Genomic DNA, 14,799 nt, shown 5'->3' with positions numbered 1-14,799 from the left:
CCATGACCTATCTGTCCCGTATCAGGATCAACCCCCTCCGGGCGGAGAGCCGCCGACTGCTCTCGAACCCGCGCGCCCTGCACGGCGCGGTGATGGGGGGAGTCCCCGGCGCCGCAGATGCGGAACGACTGCTGTGGCGGCTCGACGCCGACGACCCACACCGACCGCATCTCTTCGTCCTCACCCGCTCCAAGCCCGACTGGACCCACATCGTCGAACAGGCGGGATGGCCGGACGCCGACGGCGAACACGCCGCCGTACGCGACTACGCCCCGCTGCTCGACCAGATCGCGATCGGCCGCGAGTTCGCGTTCCGCCTGACGGCCAACCCCGTACAGAACTCCGCGGCCCCCGTGAAGCCCACCGTCACCCAACGCTCCCGCCTGGACGCGGCGACCGAAGACCAGCGGGTACGAGGCTTCCGACTGGCCCACCGCACGGCCGCGGCCCAACTCGACTGGTTCCTCAAGCGCACCGAGCGCTGGGGCTTCACCGTCCCCGAGGCCCGCACCGACCCACCGGCGGCCGGCTTCCTCCCACCACCGGCAGCCGAGCCCGACCCCCGGCCCGAAGCGTCCCCGACCGCCCGAGAGGTACGCATCACCGACCGCAACCGCCACTCCTTCGTCAAGAATGGCCGCGGCCCGCGGGTCACCTTCCACGCGGCGACCTTCGAGGGCCGCCTACGCGTCGCCGACCCCGATGTCTTCACGGCCAGACTCCTCGGCGGCATCGGCCCCTCGAAGGCGTACGGCTGCGGTTTGCTCACCCTCGCCCCGCTCCCCGGAAGCCTCGGGAGCTGAGCCATGGCGGACATCTGGTGGAAGGCACACCCACAGGACCTGCACCGGCTCGTCGACCGCGTGTCCAGCGTGTACGTGGAGCGCAGCCATCTGGACCGCGACGAGAACGCCGTCGTTGTGATCAACAAGCGCGAGACGGTACGCATCCCGGCCGCGATGGTCGCCGTCATGCTGCTCGGTCCCGGCACGCGCGTCACCCACGGCGCCATGGGACTGCTCGCCGACTCCGGAACGGCGGTGTGTTGGGTGGGCGAACAGGGCGTACGGATGTACGCGGCCGGCCTTGGCCCGAGCCGTGGCGCCGGCCTGCTCCACCGCCAGGCATGGCTGGTCACCCGCCCCAAGGAACGCCTCGGTGTGGCACGAGCGATGTACGGGATGCGCTTTCCCGGCGAGGACGTCTCCACCGCGACGATGCAACAACTCCGCGGCCGGGAGGGCGCCCGCTTCCGCAAGCTCTACCAGGAACACTCCCGGCGCACCGGAGTGCGCTGGGACGGCCGCGTCTACAAGGCGGGCGAAGCCTTCACCGCGGGCGACGATCTCAACCGTCTGCTGTCAGCGTCCAATGCGGCGCTCTACGGCATCTGCCACGCGGTGATCACCGGCCTGGGCGCCAGCCCCGGGCTGGGCTTCGTCCACACGGGCTCGGCGATCTCCTTCGTACTCGACATCGCCGACCTCTATAAGGCGGAGTACACCGTGCCGTTGGCCTTCGATCTCATGGCGAAGGGGCTCACGGACGAACGCGACGCCCGTGTCGGACTGCGCGACCAGATCGCCGAAGCCAAGCTCCTGAGCCGGATCGTGACCGATGTGAAAGAGCTGCTGAATCCGCCCGGCACCGACTTCGACACCCCGGAGACCAGCGAACTCTGGGACGAACGCGTGGGCACGGTGTCCGCGGGAGTCAACTACGCCGCCACGGCGACGGACTTCGCGGATGCGGTCCTGGGGGACGAACACATCGCGGTCATCGGTCCGGAACTCGACGACGAGACGGGCGGGAGGCGATCGCAGTGACGGTCATCGTTCTGATCGCCGCCCCCGAGGGCCTGCGCGGCCACCTCACGCGCTGGATGGTCGAGGTCAACGCCGGTGTCTTCGTCGGCAACCCCAGCCGGCGTGTGCGCGACCGCCTCTGGGAGCTGCTGGCGTCGCGGATCGGCGAGGGCCAGGCGGTCCTGGTGGAACCGGCCACCAACGAACAGGGCTGGGCGATCCGCACGGCGGGCCGCGACCGCTGGCGCCCGGTGGACTTCGACGGGCTGATCCTCTCCGCCCGCAACCGCCGTTGAGAAATGGTGCCCACCCTTCCGCACCGACGACGGGCGCGGTAACAGGGCGCGCAGGAAGGGTAGTTTCACAGGGACGTAGGGAAACGAGGAACAGATGGCCGAGATCAGGTCGGGTCGGACCTTCAACACTTTCTTGGACGGAAGTCCGGTCGAACTGCCCGCGACCATCAACGGGGTACGGGCGGCACTCCCACCCGATCTGCGCATCACGTTCGACGCCGAACTCGGCGACGCGGCAGCGGAGGACCTGTTCGTCCTGATGGCCGAATGGGCCCAGAAGACCCGCCCGGACCTGCTCGCCGCGAAGGAAGCCGTCTTCAAGCGCCTGGAGCGGGGCGACCACTCCGGGCTCATCTCTGCGGAAGAGGTCATCGACTTCTTCGGCCCGGGGGAGGTGGGTACGGAGTGAGCACCCTTCGCGTCGCGTACACGGATGTGGCGTTCGACGCCCTGAAGAAGATGAGCTGCGACCGCCGCACCCGCTTTGGCCAGGAGATCAGCCACCTCGCCGGCACCCCGTACATCCACGGCAAACCGGTGGACGACCTGCTGGACAAACGCCGGGCGGTCCTGGCGGGGACGGTGACGGACTACTGGGTCAGCGTCACCGTCCTCACGGTCACGGTCGTCTCCATCGTCCACACGGACTGACCCATACCGAACGGGCCCCGGGGCTGGGCGTAGAGGGGAGCCCCGCGAGTGCGGGGACGACGAGCAGATCACCCTCGCCCACGAGGGTTGGGACGGAACAACCCCGCGAGTGCGGGGACCACAGGCCCTCGGCGATGCGGAGCGCGGTCTTGGTCGGACCACCCCCGCGTCCGCGGGGACCACCTTCGATACGCGGGAGATAGGCATGTCGTGTCCGGACCACCCCCGCGTCCGCGGGGACCACTCGCTCTCGTGGGCGATGCCATGTCGACTCCGCGGACCACCCCCGCACCCGCGGGGACCATGGTCCGGGCGATGTTGGCGTAGTGGCCGGACTGGGACCACCCCCGCACCCGCGGGGACCATACTTTCTGACCTGCGATGATTCTAGCGATCATGGGCGATTTCATTTGGTTGGAACTCAGCAACCAGCGCGCCCATTTCGTCCCCCTGACCGCTCGGCGAACAGACACTGTCGACCCCGCCTCCCGGCGCTTTCCCTCCGGCTGGCCGCACCGTACACCGTCAGCGGACCAGACCCAGGCGCAGGACCAGGGCGAGACCCGCGCTCTAGAACTGGTCCGGGTGCGAACTGGTCCGGGCTCGGACCGGGGCCTGCCCGGACCGAGTTCAGCGGAAGTCACCGATCCCAGCCCGGGCGAGGTGCGCAGGCCCTGCGCCCGGGGGCGCTATCCCGTCGCGCCGGCTTCCGTCACCGCCGTGCGCAACACCCGCAGCACCGCTTCGAGTTCGTCCGCCCGCACCCCGCCCCCCTGGGCGGATTCCGGCGAGCCGCCGCCCCGGCCGCGTAGTGCCGCCTTCACCAGGGCGTCCGCCGAGAGGCCCAGTTCGCGGGCGCGGGTGTTGAGGGACACCGCCAGGATGCCCTTGCCCTCCGTGCGGGCCGCCACCGCTGCCACGGACGGTTCGGTGCGCGGCAGGGCGTCACGGATGGCTTGGGAGAGGTCGCGGGCGTCCGAGGCCGTGCCGTCGATGAGGGTGGTGGCGAGCAGGGTGCCGGCGAGGGTTTCCGCGGATGCGGCCAGGTCGTTGGCGCGGGCCAGGGCCGCTTCCCGCTTGAGGCGGGCGTTTTCGCGGTCGGCCGCCTTGAGGCGGGCCAGGATGGCTTCGATCCGGTCCGGGAGTTCGGCGCGCGGGCCCGGGACCTGTTCGGTGATGCGGGTGACCAGGTCGCGTTCGCGGGCCAGGTAGTCGAAGCCCTCCAGCCCCACCACTGCCTCCAGTCGGCGCATTCCCGCCCCCACCGAGGACTCCGCCGTCAGCGACACCACCCCGATCTGCGAGGACCGCTCCACGTGCGTGCCGCCGCACAGTTCCCGCGACCATTCGCCGCCGATCTCGACGACCCGGACCTTCTCCCCGTACGTCTCGTCGAACAGCGCCAGCGCGCCCCGTCGTTTGGCCTCGGGCAGGGTCATCCACTCCACGCCCACCGGCAGGTCCCGCCTGAGCGCACGGTTGGCCGCCTCCTCGATGTCGCCGCGTACGAGGGGCGAGAGCCCGCCGCGCCAGGGGAAGTCGAGACGGAGGTAGCCGGGACGGTTGTACGAGCCGGATTGGAGCGCGGTCGGGCCGAGGACCTCGCGCAGTGCCGCGTGGAGCACGTGCGTGCCCGAGTGCGCTTGGCGGGCGCCCAGTCGCCAATCGGCGTCGACGGCCGCCCGCAGGGTGTCGCCCGGGGCCAGATCGCCCGCGGTGACCCGGACCTGGTGGGCGACCAGGCCGGGCAGCGGGCGTTGGACGTCCAGGACGTCCGCTTCGACCGAGGCCCCCGTCAGCCGGCCGGCGTCGCTCTCCTGCCCGCCCGACTCGGCGTAGAAGGGGGTGCGGTCGAGGAGGACGGTCACCACCGCGCCCGCCCTGGCCGCCTTCACCGGACCATCCGGCCCCAGTACTGCCAGTACCCGGGAGTCCGTGGTCAGCGTGGACCAGGCCAGCCAGTCGGTGGGCCCGTGCTCGTCCAGGACCGCGCGGAGGGCTGCGGTGTCCAGTGGGGCGGCTCCCTTGCGGGCGCGGGCGTCGGCACGGGCCCGTTCGCGCTGGGCCGCCATCAACGCCGTGAACCCTTCGCGGTCCACTTCGATGCCCTGTTCGGCGGCCATCTCCAAGGTGAGGTCGATGGGGAATCCGTAGGTGTCGTGCAGCAGGAACGCCTGCGCCCCCGGGAGCGCTCTGGCGCCGCTCTCCTTCACCGCGGCCACCGCCGTGTCGAGCACGGTCGTGCCCTGCCGCAGGGTCGCCCGGAACGCGTCCTCTTCGGCGTCCGCCTGGTCCGCGCTGCGCTCGTACGCCTCGGCGACCTCAGGGTAGCTCGCCGCCATGCAGTCGCGGGCGGCCGGCAGCAGTTCCGGCAGCGCCCGGTCCTCGTACCCCAGTTGGCGCATCGAACGCACCGCCCGCCGCAGGATGCGGCGCAGGACGTACCCCCGGCCCTCGTTGCCGGGGGTGGTGCCGTCGGTGAGGAGCATCAGGGCGGTGCGCACATGGTCGGCGACCACGCGCAGCCGTACGTCGGCCTGTTCGTCGGCCCCGTACCGTACGCCCGCGAGTTTGGCGGCACGGTCCAGGACCGGGCGGGTCTCGTCGATCTCGTAGAGGTTGTCGACGCCTTGGAGCAGGGTCGCCATCCGTTCCAGGCCCATGCCGGTGTCGATGTTGCGGCGCGGCAGTTCGCCGAGGATGGGGTAACCGGACTTGCCGGGGCCCTCGCCGCGTTCGTACTGCATGAAGACGAGGTTCCAGAACTCCATGTACCGGTCCTCGTCGACCTCCGGTCCGCCTTCGCGGCCGAGCGCAGGGCCGCGGTCGTAGTACAGCTCCGAGCAGGGTCCGCAGGGGCCGGGCACGCCCATGGACCAGAAGTTGTCCTCGTCGCCGCGGGCCACGATCCGCGCGTCGGGCAGCCCCGAGAGCTGCCGCCACAGTCCGCGCGCTTCGGTGTCGGAGTGATGCACGGTCACCCAGATGCGGTCCGGGTCCAGGCCGTACCCGCCGTCGGTGAGGGGTTTCGTCGACAGTTCCCAGGCGTAGGCGATGGCCTGTTCCTTGAAGTAGTCGCCGAAGGAGAAGTTGCCGTTCATCTGGAAGAACGAACCGTGCCTGGTCGTCTTGCCGACTTCCTCGATGTCGAGGGTGCGGATGCACTTCTGCACACTGGTCGCCCGCGGCCAGGGAGGTTCCGCCGTACCGGTCAGATAGGGCTTGAAGGGGACCATTCCCGCATTGACGAACAACAGCGTCGGGTCGGGCGTGGGGAGGGGTGCGCTGGGGACGACGGTGTGGCCGCGCTCGGCGAAGTAGTCGAGGAAGCGGGTCCGGACTTCAGCGGTACGCACGGTTGCTCCAGAGGTGTCAGGGTCGAGAAGGTCCAGAGGGTTCAGGGTTCAGAGGGTTCAGGAGGGGGGTTCAGGGTCTAAAGGGGGGCCGGGTCCGGAGGGGAGTGGGGATCGTGGCCGGGTGGTGCGGGCCCAGGAAGACCGCCACGCTCGGACCGTCGGGTGCGGGGTGGGTGACCTGCCGCCAACCTGCGCGCCGGTAGAAACGCAGGGCGTCGGCGGCGCGTACGGACGTCAGCAGCCAACTCCTGCCGTCCGGCGCGTCTGCCGTCACCGTATCCAGCAGGGCCCGCGCGACACCGCGGCCACGCGCACGCCGAACGACGGCGAGTTCATCGACTTCGACGGCTCCGCACAGCCACTCCTCGGTGCGCACCGGCCCGAGCGCGGCACGCACCTGCGGGTAGCAGCGGACCATCGGCAGGGCTTCGGGCGTGGTCCACGCGGTGGCGAACCCCACCAACGCCCCTTCGTCGTCGAGGGCCAGGGCGTAGCCGAATCCGGGGCGGTGGGCATCGGCGAGGAGCCGGGCGGGGTAGCCGTCGGCCTCGGCGTCGTCGGCGTACCAGGGCGGTCCGCCGAAGGCGTCGCGGTAGACCTCGCGGACGGCTGGCAGCCAGGACCGCAGTTCGGCCGTTGGGCCCGGTGACACCGTCGCCTTCATGCGACCGCCGTCCGGGCGGACGGTTGGAGCGCGGCGTACTCCAACGGTGCCGACGGGTCGATGGACACGTCCAGCGATGCGGGCTCGGCACCCGCCCTGACCAGGAGGTCCCCGACGGCCGCGATCATCGCGCCGTTGTCGGTGCACAACCCCATGCGCGGTACGCGCAGGGTGATCCCGACCGCCCGGCAGCGCTCCTCAGCCAGCGCCCGGACACGGGAGTTCGCCGCCACCCCGCCGACCACGACGAGCGTCGGGACGTCATGGTCCCGGCAGGCGGCGACGGCCTTGCGGGTCAGTACGTCCGCCACCGCCTCCTGGAGCGCCGCGGCCCCGTCGGCGACCGGCAGGGGACCGTTGCCGTGCTTCTCGGCCCAGCGGGCGGCGGCCGTCTTCAGCCCGGAGAACGAGAAGGCGTACGGGGCGTCCCCGGGGCCGGTGAGCGGACGCGGGAACGCCACCGCCCGCTGATCGCCCCCGCGCGCCGCCCGGTCGATGGCCGGACCGCCCGGGTAGGGCAGCCCGAAGACCCGCGCGACCTTGTCGAAGCACTCGCCCGCCGCGTCGTCGAGGGTGTCCCCGAGGTGCACGATCGGGTCGCGGGCCAGATCCCGTACGAGCAGGAGCGAGGTGTGCCCGCCGGAGACGATCAGCACCATGCAGGGGTTGGGGAGCGGCCCGTGGTCCAGGGTGTCCGCGGCGACATGGCCGGCGAGGTGGTGCACCCCGTACAGCGGTACGTCCAGGGCGTACGCCAGCCCCTTCGCGCCGGCCACCCCCACGTGCAGCGCTCCCGCCAGACCGGGGCCCGTGGTCACGGCGACGGCGTCGATGTCCGCCATCCGCAGCCCGGCTTCGGACAGGGCCTGGCGTACCACCGGGGCGAAGGCTTGGACATGCGCACGGGCGGCGATCTCGGGGACCACTCCGCCGAACCGCGCGTGCTCGTCCATGCTCGACGCCACGACATGGCCCAGGAGCCTGCCGTCGCGCACCACACCGGCCCCCGTCTCATCGCACGAGGACTCGATCCCGAGTACCACCGGAGACGCCATACGTGACTCCTTCTGCCGGTTATCCGTAGTTGCAAACCTTGTGCAATAAGGGTACGGGGAGACCCACCTCACGGCGGTCGCGAAGGGCATGGACAGTAGAGTTCCGGCATGTCAGACCCCCTCGGCCTGACCCCGCCCCCGCAATTCCCCGTACCCCAACACCGGGACACGCCGTGACACCAGCAGACCCAGCCCCCACCTCCGCGCACCCGCCCGCGGTCACCGTGGTCGGCATCGGAGCCGACGGCTGGGACGGACTGCCCGCGGCATCGCGCACCGCGCTCCTCGAAGCTCAGGTGCTGATCGGCGGCCCACGCCAACTGGAATTGCTGCCACCGGACTGTGCCGGCGAACGGGTCGCCTGGCCCTCACCGCTGCGCCCGGCCGTCGCCGGACTCCTCGCCGCCCACCGCGGACGTACGATCGCCGTACTGGCCAGCGGAGACCCCATGTTCTACGGGATCGGGCGCGCCCTCACCGAGGAGTTGGGCACCCCCGCACCGGACGGCAGCCCGGCCGGGCTGCGGATCCTGCCGCACCCTTCGTCCGTGTCGTACGCGTGCGCCCGGCTCGGCTGGCCACTGGAGGACACCGAGGTCATCACCGTCGTCGGCCGCCCCACCGCCCGACTGGCAGCCGCCCTGCACCACGGCCGCCGACTGCTGGTGCTGAGCGCAGGGGCACACACACCCGACGAGGTCGCACACCTGCTGCGCGACCTCGGCTACGGCCCGAGCCCGATGCGGGTCCTCGCCCAACTCGGCGGCCCGACCGAGTCATCGACCACCGCGACCGCCGACACCTGGACCCACCCACGCGCGGACGCCCTCAACGTCGTCGCCGTCGAATGCGTCCGCGCACGGGACACCCCGCACATCGGAGCCGTACCGGGCCTGCCCGACGACGCCTACGAACACGACGGCCAGCTGACCAAGCGCCACGTCCGCGCGGCCACGCTCGGCGCGCTCGCCCCCGCACCCGGTGAGCTGCTGTGGGACATCGGCGGCGGGTCCGGATCGATCGCCATCGAGTGGATGCGTACGCACCCGTCCTGCCGGGCCATCACCGTCGAACGCGACCCCGCACGGGCCGAACGCATCGGCCGCAACGCCGACCGGCTCGGGGTGCCCGCACTGCGCGTGGTCACCGGCCGAGCCCCGGCGGCGCTGGCGGACCTGCCCGTACCGGACGCGGTCTTCATCGGCGGCGGACTGACCGCGCCCGGCCTGCTCGACGCCTGCTGGGACGCGCTGCCGGAGGGCGGGCGGCTGGTCGCCAACACCGTGACCCTGGAATCGGAAGCGCTGCTCGCCGACCGCTACCGGCGCCACGGCGGCGAACTCGTCCGGCTCGCGGTCGCCCACGCCGTACCCGTCGGCGGCTTCACCGGCTGGCGGCAGGCCATGCCCGTCACGCAGTGGACCGTCACCAAACCCTCATCCGTCATGGGAGACCACAGATGACCGTGTACTTCATCGGCGCAGGCCCGGGCGCCGCCGACCTGATCACCGTGCGCGGCGCCCGTACCCTCGCCGCCTGCGGCGTCTGTCTGTACGCGGGCAGCCTCGTTCCCCGCGAACTCCTCGACGAGTGCCCACCGGACGCCCGACTCGTGGACACCGCCCAACTCGACCTCGACCAGATCGTCGCCGAAGTCGTCCGCGCCCACGAAGAGGGCCACGACGTGGCCCGCCTCCACTCGGGCGACCCGTCCGTTTTCAGCGCGGTCGCCGAACAGATGCGCCGCCTGGACGCCGTGGGCATCCCGTACGAGGTCGTCCCGGGCGTACCGGCGTTCGCGGCGGCGGCAGCGGCACTGGGGCGCGAACTGACCGTGCCCACCGTCGGCCAGACGGTCATCCTCACCCGCGTCTCCCAACGCGCCACCCCCATGCCGGAAGGCGAGGACCTGGCGACCCTGGGCCGCAGCGGCGCCCTGATCGTGCTCCACCTGGCGATGCGCTACGTGGACCGCGTGGTCGACGAACTCCTCCCGCACTACGGCGCCGACTGCCCGGCCGCGGTGGTGGCGTACGCGTCCCGCCCGGAGGAAGTGATCCTGCGCGGCACGCTGGAGACGATCGCGGCCCAGGTGAAGGAGTCAGGCATCCTTCGCACGGCGGTCATCATGGTCGGCCGCACCCTCGGCGCCGAACAGTTCAGGGACAGCCACCTTTACTCGCCGGAACGGGAACGAGGAGAACACGTCTGCTGAGGGGTGGTCAGCCCGTCGACTCACTACATTGGGACACCGGCAGCGCATGACCGGCCGTACCCAGCCGTGGCAGGGGGCGTTGTCCCTGGAACGGGGAGGTTTCCGATGATGGCTGAAGGCGACAGGCTGTGGACCATCCGCGGTGGTGAGAAGGTCAGTGTTCCCGCCACGGTGGCGGGCATCCGAGACGTTCTCCCGGACGAGGCGCGGAAACAGTTCCTCGACGAGGTCTTTTCTGCGAACGTACACACGATCGAACAAGTCCTACGGGAATGGATCGTGCGCATCGCCTCCGAACCGGAGGACGACGACACCTTCGCCGAGCTCCGAGCCCGCGACCAGGAAAACCCATGAGCCGGTACCAGATCGCGTACGCGCCCGTGGCGGACACGGCGCTGAAGCACATGCAGTCGGCGTACGAGTTCAGGGCAGAGATGTCCCGCACCCTCGGCCGCGACCCGTACGGCCACCGATCCCACCCGGTGGGCGGGGAGAAGGACCGCCGTCAGGCGATCGTGGCCGGGGTGATCGTCGTGTACTACGTGGCTCAGTCGGTCCTCAAGGTGACGGCGGTGCGTCTGATACCTCCACCGTGAGGGGTGTTGGTTCGGTCGAAGCTGGGGCCCTGCCCTTTCACGCTGAGCCTTGAGCTGAATTACGGTCAGAGGCCGTCGGGATAGGCGCAGATGTTGTGCTGGGTTGCTAGGTTGGGCTGCGGCTCGGTCCGAGTCCAACTGAGTGAATTCGTCCATGATCGCTGGTATCGCCGCAGGTCAGGAAGTGTGGTCCCCGCGGGTTCGGGGATGGTCCCGCGGTCAGGAGCGAGTACACCCACGGTGCCGCGTGGTCCCCGCACGCGCGGGGGTGGTCCCAGGTCCCGCCCGGTCTGGGTCGTCGCGTGTTTGTGGTTCCCGTGGGTGCGGGGGTGGTCCGAAGGCGGTTGGCACCGACCCAGGCGGAGCGAGTGATCCACCAGAGCTTCAGCCGCCCGGTACCGTGCCGGGCGGCTGTCGCCGTGAATAGGAACGGAGGGATAGTGAGTGACGCTCGCAGCACCGCATGGGACATCTACTCGCAGAGCAAGCCTCAGCGACGGAAGACGAACGCCAGGGGCGAGGTGACGTGGTTCAACTGGACCCAGTACCCGGACCACGGCCCTGGGGCCGACGTGCTCAACCTCCACCTGGGAGACAGTGCGCTCGACCTCGGGTGCGGTGCTGGAGGGAACGCCGCTCATCTCGCAACGCTGGGCGTGAGGTCGATGGGGATCGATCTCTCAGCCAAGCAGCTCGCCAAGGCACGCGAGCGATGGCCGGATGTGGACGACATGGAACTGCACCAGGCCGACGCCCTCACCTATCTCAAGGACACGTCCACGATCTTCGATGCGGTTTACAGCGTCTTTGGCGCTGCCTGGTTCACCGACCCTGGGCAACTGCTGCCGTCTGTCCGCACGAGGCTGAAGCCAGGCGGAGTGTTCGCCTTCTCCCAACGACCTGCGGTTGAAGGGTGCTACGGCTGCCAGGCGTCGTACATCCCGCGCGGTCCCGATGAGGACCCCGCAATCGTCAAGCGGTGGGACTACGACCCTGGCGTATGGGAGCGAACTCTCAAGGAACATGGTTTCGTGGACGTCTCCGCGTCCATACTTACCCCACCCTCGGGAAGCCGGCGCACGGGCACCTTGTTCGTACGCGGTGTTCAAGGAGGGTAGAGGAAGCGCCTTGACCCGAATCATGATCAGAGGCCGTCGGGATAGGCGTAGGTGTTGTGCAGGGTTGCTAGGTTGGGGCTGCGGCTCGGTCCGATTCCAACTGAATGAAATCGTCCATGATCGCTAGTATCGCCGCAGGTCAGGAAGTGTGGTCCCCGCACGCGCGGGGGTGGCCCGTGGTCCCGTTCCCCACGGACGCTTCCTACGAGGTGGTCCCCGCACGCGCGGGGGTGGCCCCTCCACCCGGGCGACGACCGCCAGCAGCTCGCCGTGGTCCCCGCACGCGCGGGGGTGGCCCGCGCGGTGACACTCTTTCCGCGATAGCAAAAAGGTGGTCCCCGCACGCGCGGGGGTGGCCCGCTCCGCGAGTCGGTCATCAACGGCTCTGACAGGTGGTCCCCGCACGCGCGGGGATGGTCCGACCCACCCGTCGCTCCTCCAGCCCTGGTTGTAGTGGTCCTCGCACGCGCGGGGGTGGTCCGTCGGGGTCGGCCCCGGCAAGGTGTCCACGCGCGTGGTCCCTGCACGTGCGGGGGTGGCCCCTCCGCCACGAATGGCCCCGGTGATACCCCGTACGGTGCCTGCCGGACGGGGTCATTGCACGTCGACGCCATGCGCGCGGGCCAGGGCGTCGAGGCCGTCGGCCCAGCCCTGGCCGATGGCGCGCAACTTCCACACAGGGGATCCGTCCAGGGTGTGCCGGTACAACTCGGCGACGACCATGGCGCGTATACCCGGGTCACTCGGCGGATGGAATGCCCAGGCAGCACCGCTGCCGCACTCCATACGCAGGGAGGCATGGGTGAGAGCCCCGCAGGCGAGGCCCGATTCGACGTTCATGTTGACCGCCACCGCAACGCGCCGAACCCGTGCGGGCAGGGCCGCCAGTTGAATGCTCGCGCTCTCCACGGTATCGGGGCCTTCTGTGTGTCGGCCCAGAAGACGGACCGCCCCGGCGGCGGCGGATGGCTGGTTGTAGAAGACGAAGTCCTCGTCGCCGGCGACCTGTCCGTCGCCGTCGGTCAGGAAGAGCGTCAGATCGGCGTCGGCTCCGGCGAAGGAGAAGGCGACCAGCAGCCCTCGCCACGCCTCTTCGGGGAGCGTCAGGGTCTGTCCGGGAACGAGAGACACCACGGGCTCACGCTCCATGACCATGGTGGCTGCCGTCGGTGAGGCGACGATCGTCTCTCGCCACTGAGCGAAGGGCATGATCCAGTACGGGTCGGAAGGGAACCCCGGATCGACGTCGGGGCCACCGTCATGCAGCCCGATGTTCAAGTTGGCCAAGGTCGAACCTGCTGAGTCGGGTTCGTCCCTGGCATGGTCCAGCAGGTCCTGAAGGCCCGGCATCCGACGGGTGTTGAGGGGCTTGACCGTGCTGGAAGTGTTTCCCGCCGCGGTCTTCTTGACCGAGCAGAGCACGTCCTCACCTATCTCCAGGAACCGAAGCGCGTCGTCCGGACCCTGCCAGGCAGTGCTTTCGATGGCTCGGCGGGTCCAGCGCCCGTATGCGACCACGCCGAGCCGCCGAGTCTCGGGCATCCGGGTCAGTACGGCCAGATTGATCGCGGTGATGCCCGGAGCGGTCGCGAACCCTTCCTTCAGGGTGGCGATGACATGGGATCCCATGACAGTGAGCCACCGCTCAGTCAGTTCACGTTTCCCGAGGTCCTTCAGCGTGGGCCGGCCGGCCGGGGTGACGCCCGGGGCCTGTGTGGGCAATGCGTCGATGTCCTGCTGCCGCATCACGACGGACATCACCGATCCGTCCACGCCGACAGCGCAGCCTGCGGCGGGATTGTCGGCGAAGGCCGCGTTCACGGCCTCGCAGACGACTTCCTCGTCGTTGCCGGTCAGGGCCCGCCACCACTGCTCGGCGTCCGCCAGCAATTGCTCGTGCGCGCCCCGTAGGCGAGCCTGCTGGTCAGTCAGATATACGGGTGCGTCCTGCTCGGCCGCATCTTTGGCCACCGCACGCTCAGAGCGCGCGAACACTCCGAGTCCCCGCAGATGGAACGCCTGGGCCTCGGCGCGGGCCCACTCGACCCCCAACATGGGAGGCCCGGCCACAACGGGCGGGCGGGCCGGCGGGAAGGTCTGGAGATGCACATGGGTCATGCGCTGCCAGAGCTGCTGCAACTCGATGATCGCCGCGTCCCGCTGTGCGTCGTGCTCTGACTGAACGGCCCGCTGCCGCGCCAAGTTGAGTTCCTCGGCGGACGGCGCGACACTCCGGTGCGGCGCGGTACGTCGGGTGGTGGTGCCCCGGCCCGGGGGCGAGGTGGGACGTGCGACTGGCCGAGGTGGCAGCGTCACCCGCGTCGATCCGACACCGGGCGCATCCCGACCTCCCTCGCCAACCGTCCCGACCTGCGCCGTGCGCGCGCCGACCGAAACCCGCACCCCGCGGGTGGAAACCCGCACACTCATCCCCGGAACACCGACACGAAATCCGAACCCCATGGTGCATCCCTCCCGGGCCGAGTCTTTCACTCGCGAAGCATCCCCGTGATCTTGACCAGTCGATCCCTCGTGCCGAGGATCCGACTGCCCGGTCGGTCGGCTCGCCCGGGCAGGGTTTTCCTCGGGGGCGATGAATGCGGGCACGCACAGTTTTGCCGCCCATCGCCAGCTAGCATCTCGGACGAGACCGAGGCGCTGGGTTGGGTCGGTCCACGATGGGGCGTGGTTAGGGCTCCGATTCCGACTGAATGAAAACGTCCATGATCGCTAGAATCGCCCCAGGTCAGGAAGTGTGGTCCCCGCACGCGTGGGGGTGGTCCAGAACGGTCCGGACGGTCCGCTTGGTGCTGGGCGTGGTCCCCGCACGCGCGGGGGTGGTCCCCATCTGACCCTGCTCGTGGAGAGTCACGAGTAGTGGTCCCCGCACGCGCGGGGGTGGTCCGGCGACTCCGGCTGAGCTGAAGAAGATCCACGAGTGGTCCCCGCACGCGCGGGGGTGGTCCCTTTGCCGACCACGGCTTCGTGGGCGACACGGTGTGGTCCCCGCACGCGCGGGGGTGGTCCCCCTGGTCCCTCGAAC

Annotated in this window: 14 protein-coding genes and 2 CRISPR repeat arrays (1 of these 16 running past the window's edge); of the genes, 10 read left to right on the top strand and 4 right to left on the bottom strand. The window is 70.2% G+C overall.

The window, feature by feature from the left end; all coding sequences use genetic code 11:
• Positions 1–2 precede the first annotated feature (2 nt).
• From cas6e to ABZ348_RS15415, 5 genes are all read left to right on the top strand, one after another.
• A complete protein-coding gene (cas6e, locus tag ABZ348_RS15435; RefSeq protein WP_358933151.1) occupies positions 3–803 on the top strand; it encodes a type I-E CRISPR-associated protein Cas6/Cse3/CasE in 801 nt (266 codons plus the stop codon).
• A 3-nt stretch (positions 804–806) separates the two neighbouring features.
• Positions 807–1,826: a type I-E CRISPR-associated endonuclease Cas1e gene (gene cas1e / locus ABZ348_RS15430; RefSeq protein ID WP_358933149.1), complete on the top strand. Its 1,020-nt coding sequence runs from the start codon at positions 807–809 to the stop codon at positions 1,824–1,826.
• Positions 1,823–2,101, top strand: a complete 279-nt coding sequence (cas2e, locus tag ABZ348_RS15425) for a type I-E CRISPR-associated endoribonuclease Cas2e (RefSeq protein WP_358876817.1) — start codon at positions 1,823–1,825, stop codon at positions 2,099–2,101. The genes cas1e and cas2e overlap by 4 nt, the downstream gene beginning before the upstream one ends.
• Positions 2,102–2,195: 94 nt before the next feature.
• Positions 2,196–2,510, top strand: coding sequence for a hypothetical protein (locus ABZ348_RS15420; protein ID WP_358933147.1), 315 nt, complete (start codon positions 2,196–2,198; stop codon positions 2,508–2,510).
• Entirely contained in the window at positions 2,507–2,752 is a 246-nt protein-coding gene (locus ABZ348_RS15415; protein ID WP_358876815.1) for a hypothetical protein, read from the top strand. The genes ABZ348_RS15420 and ABZ348_RS15415 overlap by 4 nt, the downstream gene beginning before the upstream one ends.
• A gap of 689 nt (positions 2,753–3,441) precedes the next feature.
• Here the strand turns inward: ABZ348_RS15415 and alaS are convergent.
• The 3 genes from alaS to tsaD all read right to left on the bottom strand — a co-directional run bounded on the left by alaS (position 3,442) and on the right by tsaD (position 7,827).
• A complete protein-coding gene (gene alaS / locus ABZ348_RS15410) occupies positions 3,442–6,108 on the bottom strand; it encodes an alanine--tRNA ligase (protein ID WP_358933145.1) in 2,667 nt (888 codons plus the stop codon).
• 70 nt (positions 6,109–6,178) lie between these two features.
• Positions 6,179–6,772: a GNAT family N-acetyltransferase gene (locus ABZ348_RS15405; protein ID WP_358933144.1), complete on the bottom strand. Its 594-nt coding sequence runs from the start codon at positions 6,770–6,772 to the stop codon at positions 6,179–6,181.
• Positions 6,769–7,827, bottom strand: coding sequence for a tRNA (adenosine(37)-N6)-threonylcarbamoyltransferase complex transferase subunit TsaD (gene tsaD / locus ABZ348_RS15400; RefSeq protein ID WP_358933143.1), 1,059 nt, complete (start codon positions 7,825–7,827; stop codon positions 6,769–6,771). Before tsaD ends, ABZ348_RS15405 begins: the two co-directional genes overlap by 4 nt.
• Positions 7,828–8,000: 173 nt before the next feature.
• On the opposite strand from tsaD, the gene cbiE reads away from it, so the two are divergent.
• The 5 genes from cbiE to ABZ348_RS15375 all read left to right on the top strand — a co-directional run bounded on the left by cbiE (position 8,001) and on the right by ABZ348_RS15375 (position 11,756).
• Positions 8,001–9,290 carry a precorrin-6y C5,15-methyltransferase (decarboxylating) subunit CbiE gene (gene cbiE, locus ABZ348_RS15395; protein WP_358933142.1) on the top strand — a complete coding sequence of 430 codons (1,290 nt, stop codon included), beginning with the start codon at positions 8,001–8,003 and terminating at the stop codon, positions 9,288–9,290.
• On the top strand, positions 9,287–10,042 hold the full coding sequence (gene cobM / locus ABZ348_RS15390) for a precorrin-4 C(11)-methyltransferase (protein WP_358933141.1): 756 nt from the start codon (positions 9,287–9,289) through the stop codon (positions 10,040–10,042). Before cbiE ends, cobM begins: the two co-directional genes overlap by 4 nt.
• Positions 10,043–10,147: 105 nt before the next feature.
• Entirely contained in the window at positions 10,148–10,396 is a 249-nt protein-coding gene (locus ABZ348_RS15385) for a hypothetical protein (RefSeq protein ID WP_358933139.1), read from the top strand.
• The gene (locus tag ABZ348_RS15380; RefSeq protein ID WP_358933137.1) at positions 10,393–10,638 is read left to right on the top strand and encodes a hypothetical protein; all 246 of its coding nucleotides are present in this window, start codon (positions 10,393–10,395) and stop codon (positions 10,636–10,638) included. The genes ABZ348_RS15385 and ABZ348_RS15380 overlap by 4 nt, the downstream gene beginning before the upstream one ends.
• Positions 10,639–11,078: 440 nt before the next feature.
• Positions 11,079–11,756, top strand: coding sequence for a class I SAM-dependent methyltransferase (locus tag ABZ348_RS15375; protein WP_358933135.1), 678 nt, complete (start codon positions 11,079–11,081; stop codon positions 11,754–11,756).
• A 148-nt stretch (positions 11,757–11,904) separates the two neighbouring features.
• A CRISPR array of direct repeats spans positions 11,905–12,295; the repeat unit is 25 nt; unit sequence GTGGTCCCCGCACGCGCGGGGGTGG.
• Positions 12,296–12,350: 55 nt separating this feature from the next.
• Here ABZ348_RS15375 and ABZ348_RS15370 read toward each other — a convergent pair.
• Positions 12,351–13,958: a TerD family protein gene (locus ABZ348_RS15370; RefSeq protein ID WP_358933133.1), complete on the bottom strand. Its 1,608-nt coding sequence runs from the start codon at positions 13,956–13,958 to the stop codon at positions 12,351–12,353.
• 553 nt (positions 13,959–14,511) lie between these two features.
• Positions 14,512–14,799: direct repeats of the CRISPR family, unit length 25 nt; unit sequence GTCCCCGCACGCGCGGGGGTGGTCC; it runs 411 nt beyond the window's last position.

The organism is Streptomyces sp. NPDC005963, assembly GCF_040638655.1.
In the GTDB taxonomy this organism is placed as follows: domain Bacteria; phylum Actinomycetota; class Actinomycetes; order Streptomycetales; family Streptomycetaceae; genus Streptomyces.
Note: the sequence above shows the minus strand (reverse complement) of the source record. Positions and strands in the feature narration are given on the sequence as shown.

What these genes read in the sequence shown, in the direction of transcription:
- cas1e (WP_358933149.1), top strand. Translation starts at nt 807, where the DNA reads ATGGCGGACATCTGGTGGAAGGCACACCCACAGGACCTGCACCGGCTC.
- ABZ348_RS15405 (WP_358933144.1), bottom strand. Translation starts at nt 6,772, where the DNA reads ATGAAGGCGACGGTGTCACCGGGCCCAACGGCCGAACTGCGGTCCTGG.
- ABZ348_RS15380 (WP_358933137.1), top strand. Translation starts at nt 10,393, where the DNA reads ATGAGCCGGTACCAGATCGCGTACGCGCCCGTGGCGGACACGGCGCTG.
- ABZ348_RS15385 (WP_358933139.1), top strand. Translation starts at nt 10,148, where the DNA reads ATGATGGCTGAAGGCGACAGGCTGTGGACCATCCGCGGTGGTGAGAAG.
- cobM (WP_358933141.1), top strand. Translation starts at nt 9,287, where the DNA reads ATGACCGTGTACTTCATCGGCGCAGGCCCGGGCGCCGCCGACCTGATC.
- tsaD (WP_358933143.1), bottom strand. Translation starts at nt 7,827, where the DNA reads ATGGCGTCTCCGGTGGTACTCGGGATCGAGTCCTCGTGCGATGAGACG.
- ABZ348_RS15420 (WP_358933147.1), top strand. Translation starts at nt 2,196, where the DNA reads ATGGCCGAGATCAGGTCGGGTCGGACCTTCAACACTTTCTTGGACGGA.
- cas6e (WP_358933151.1), top strand. Translation starts at nt 3, where the DNA reads ATGACCTATCTGTCCCGTATCAGGATCAACCCCCTCCGGGCGGAGAGC.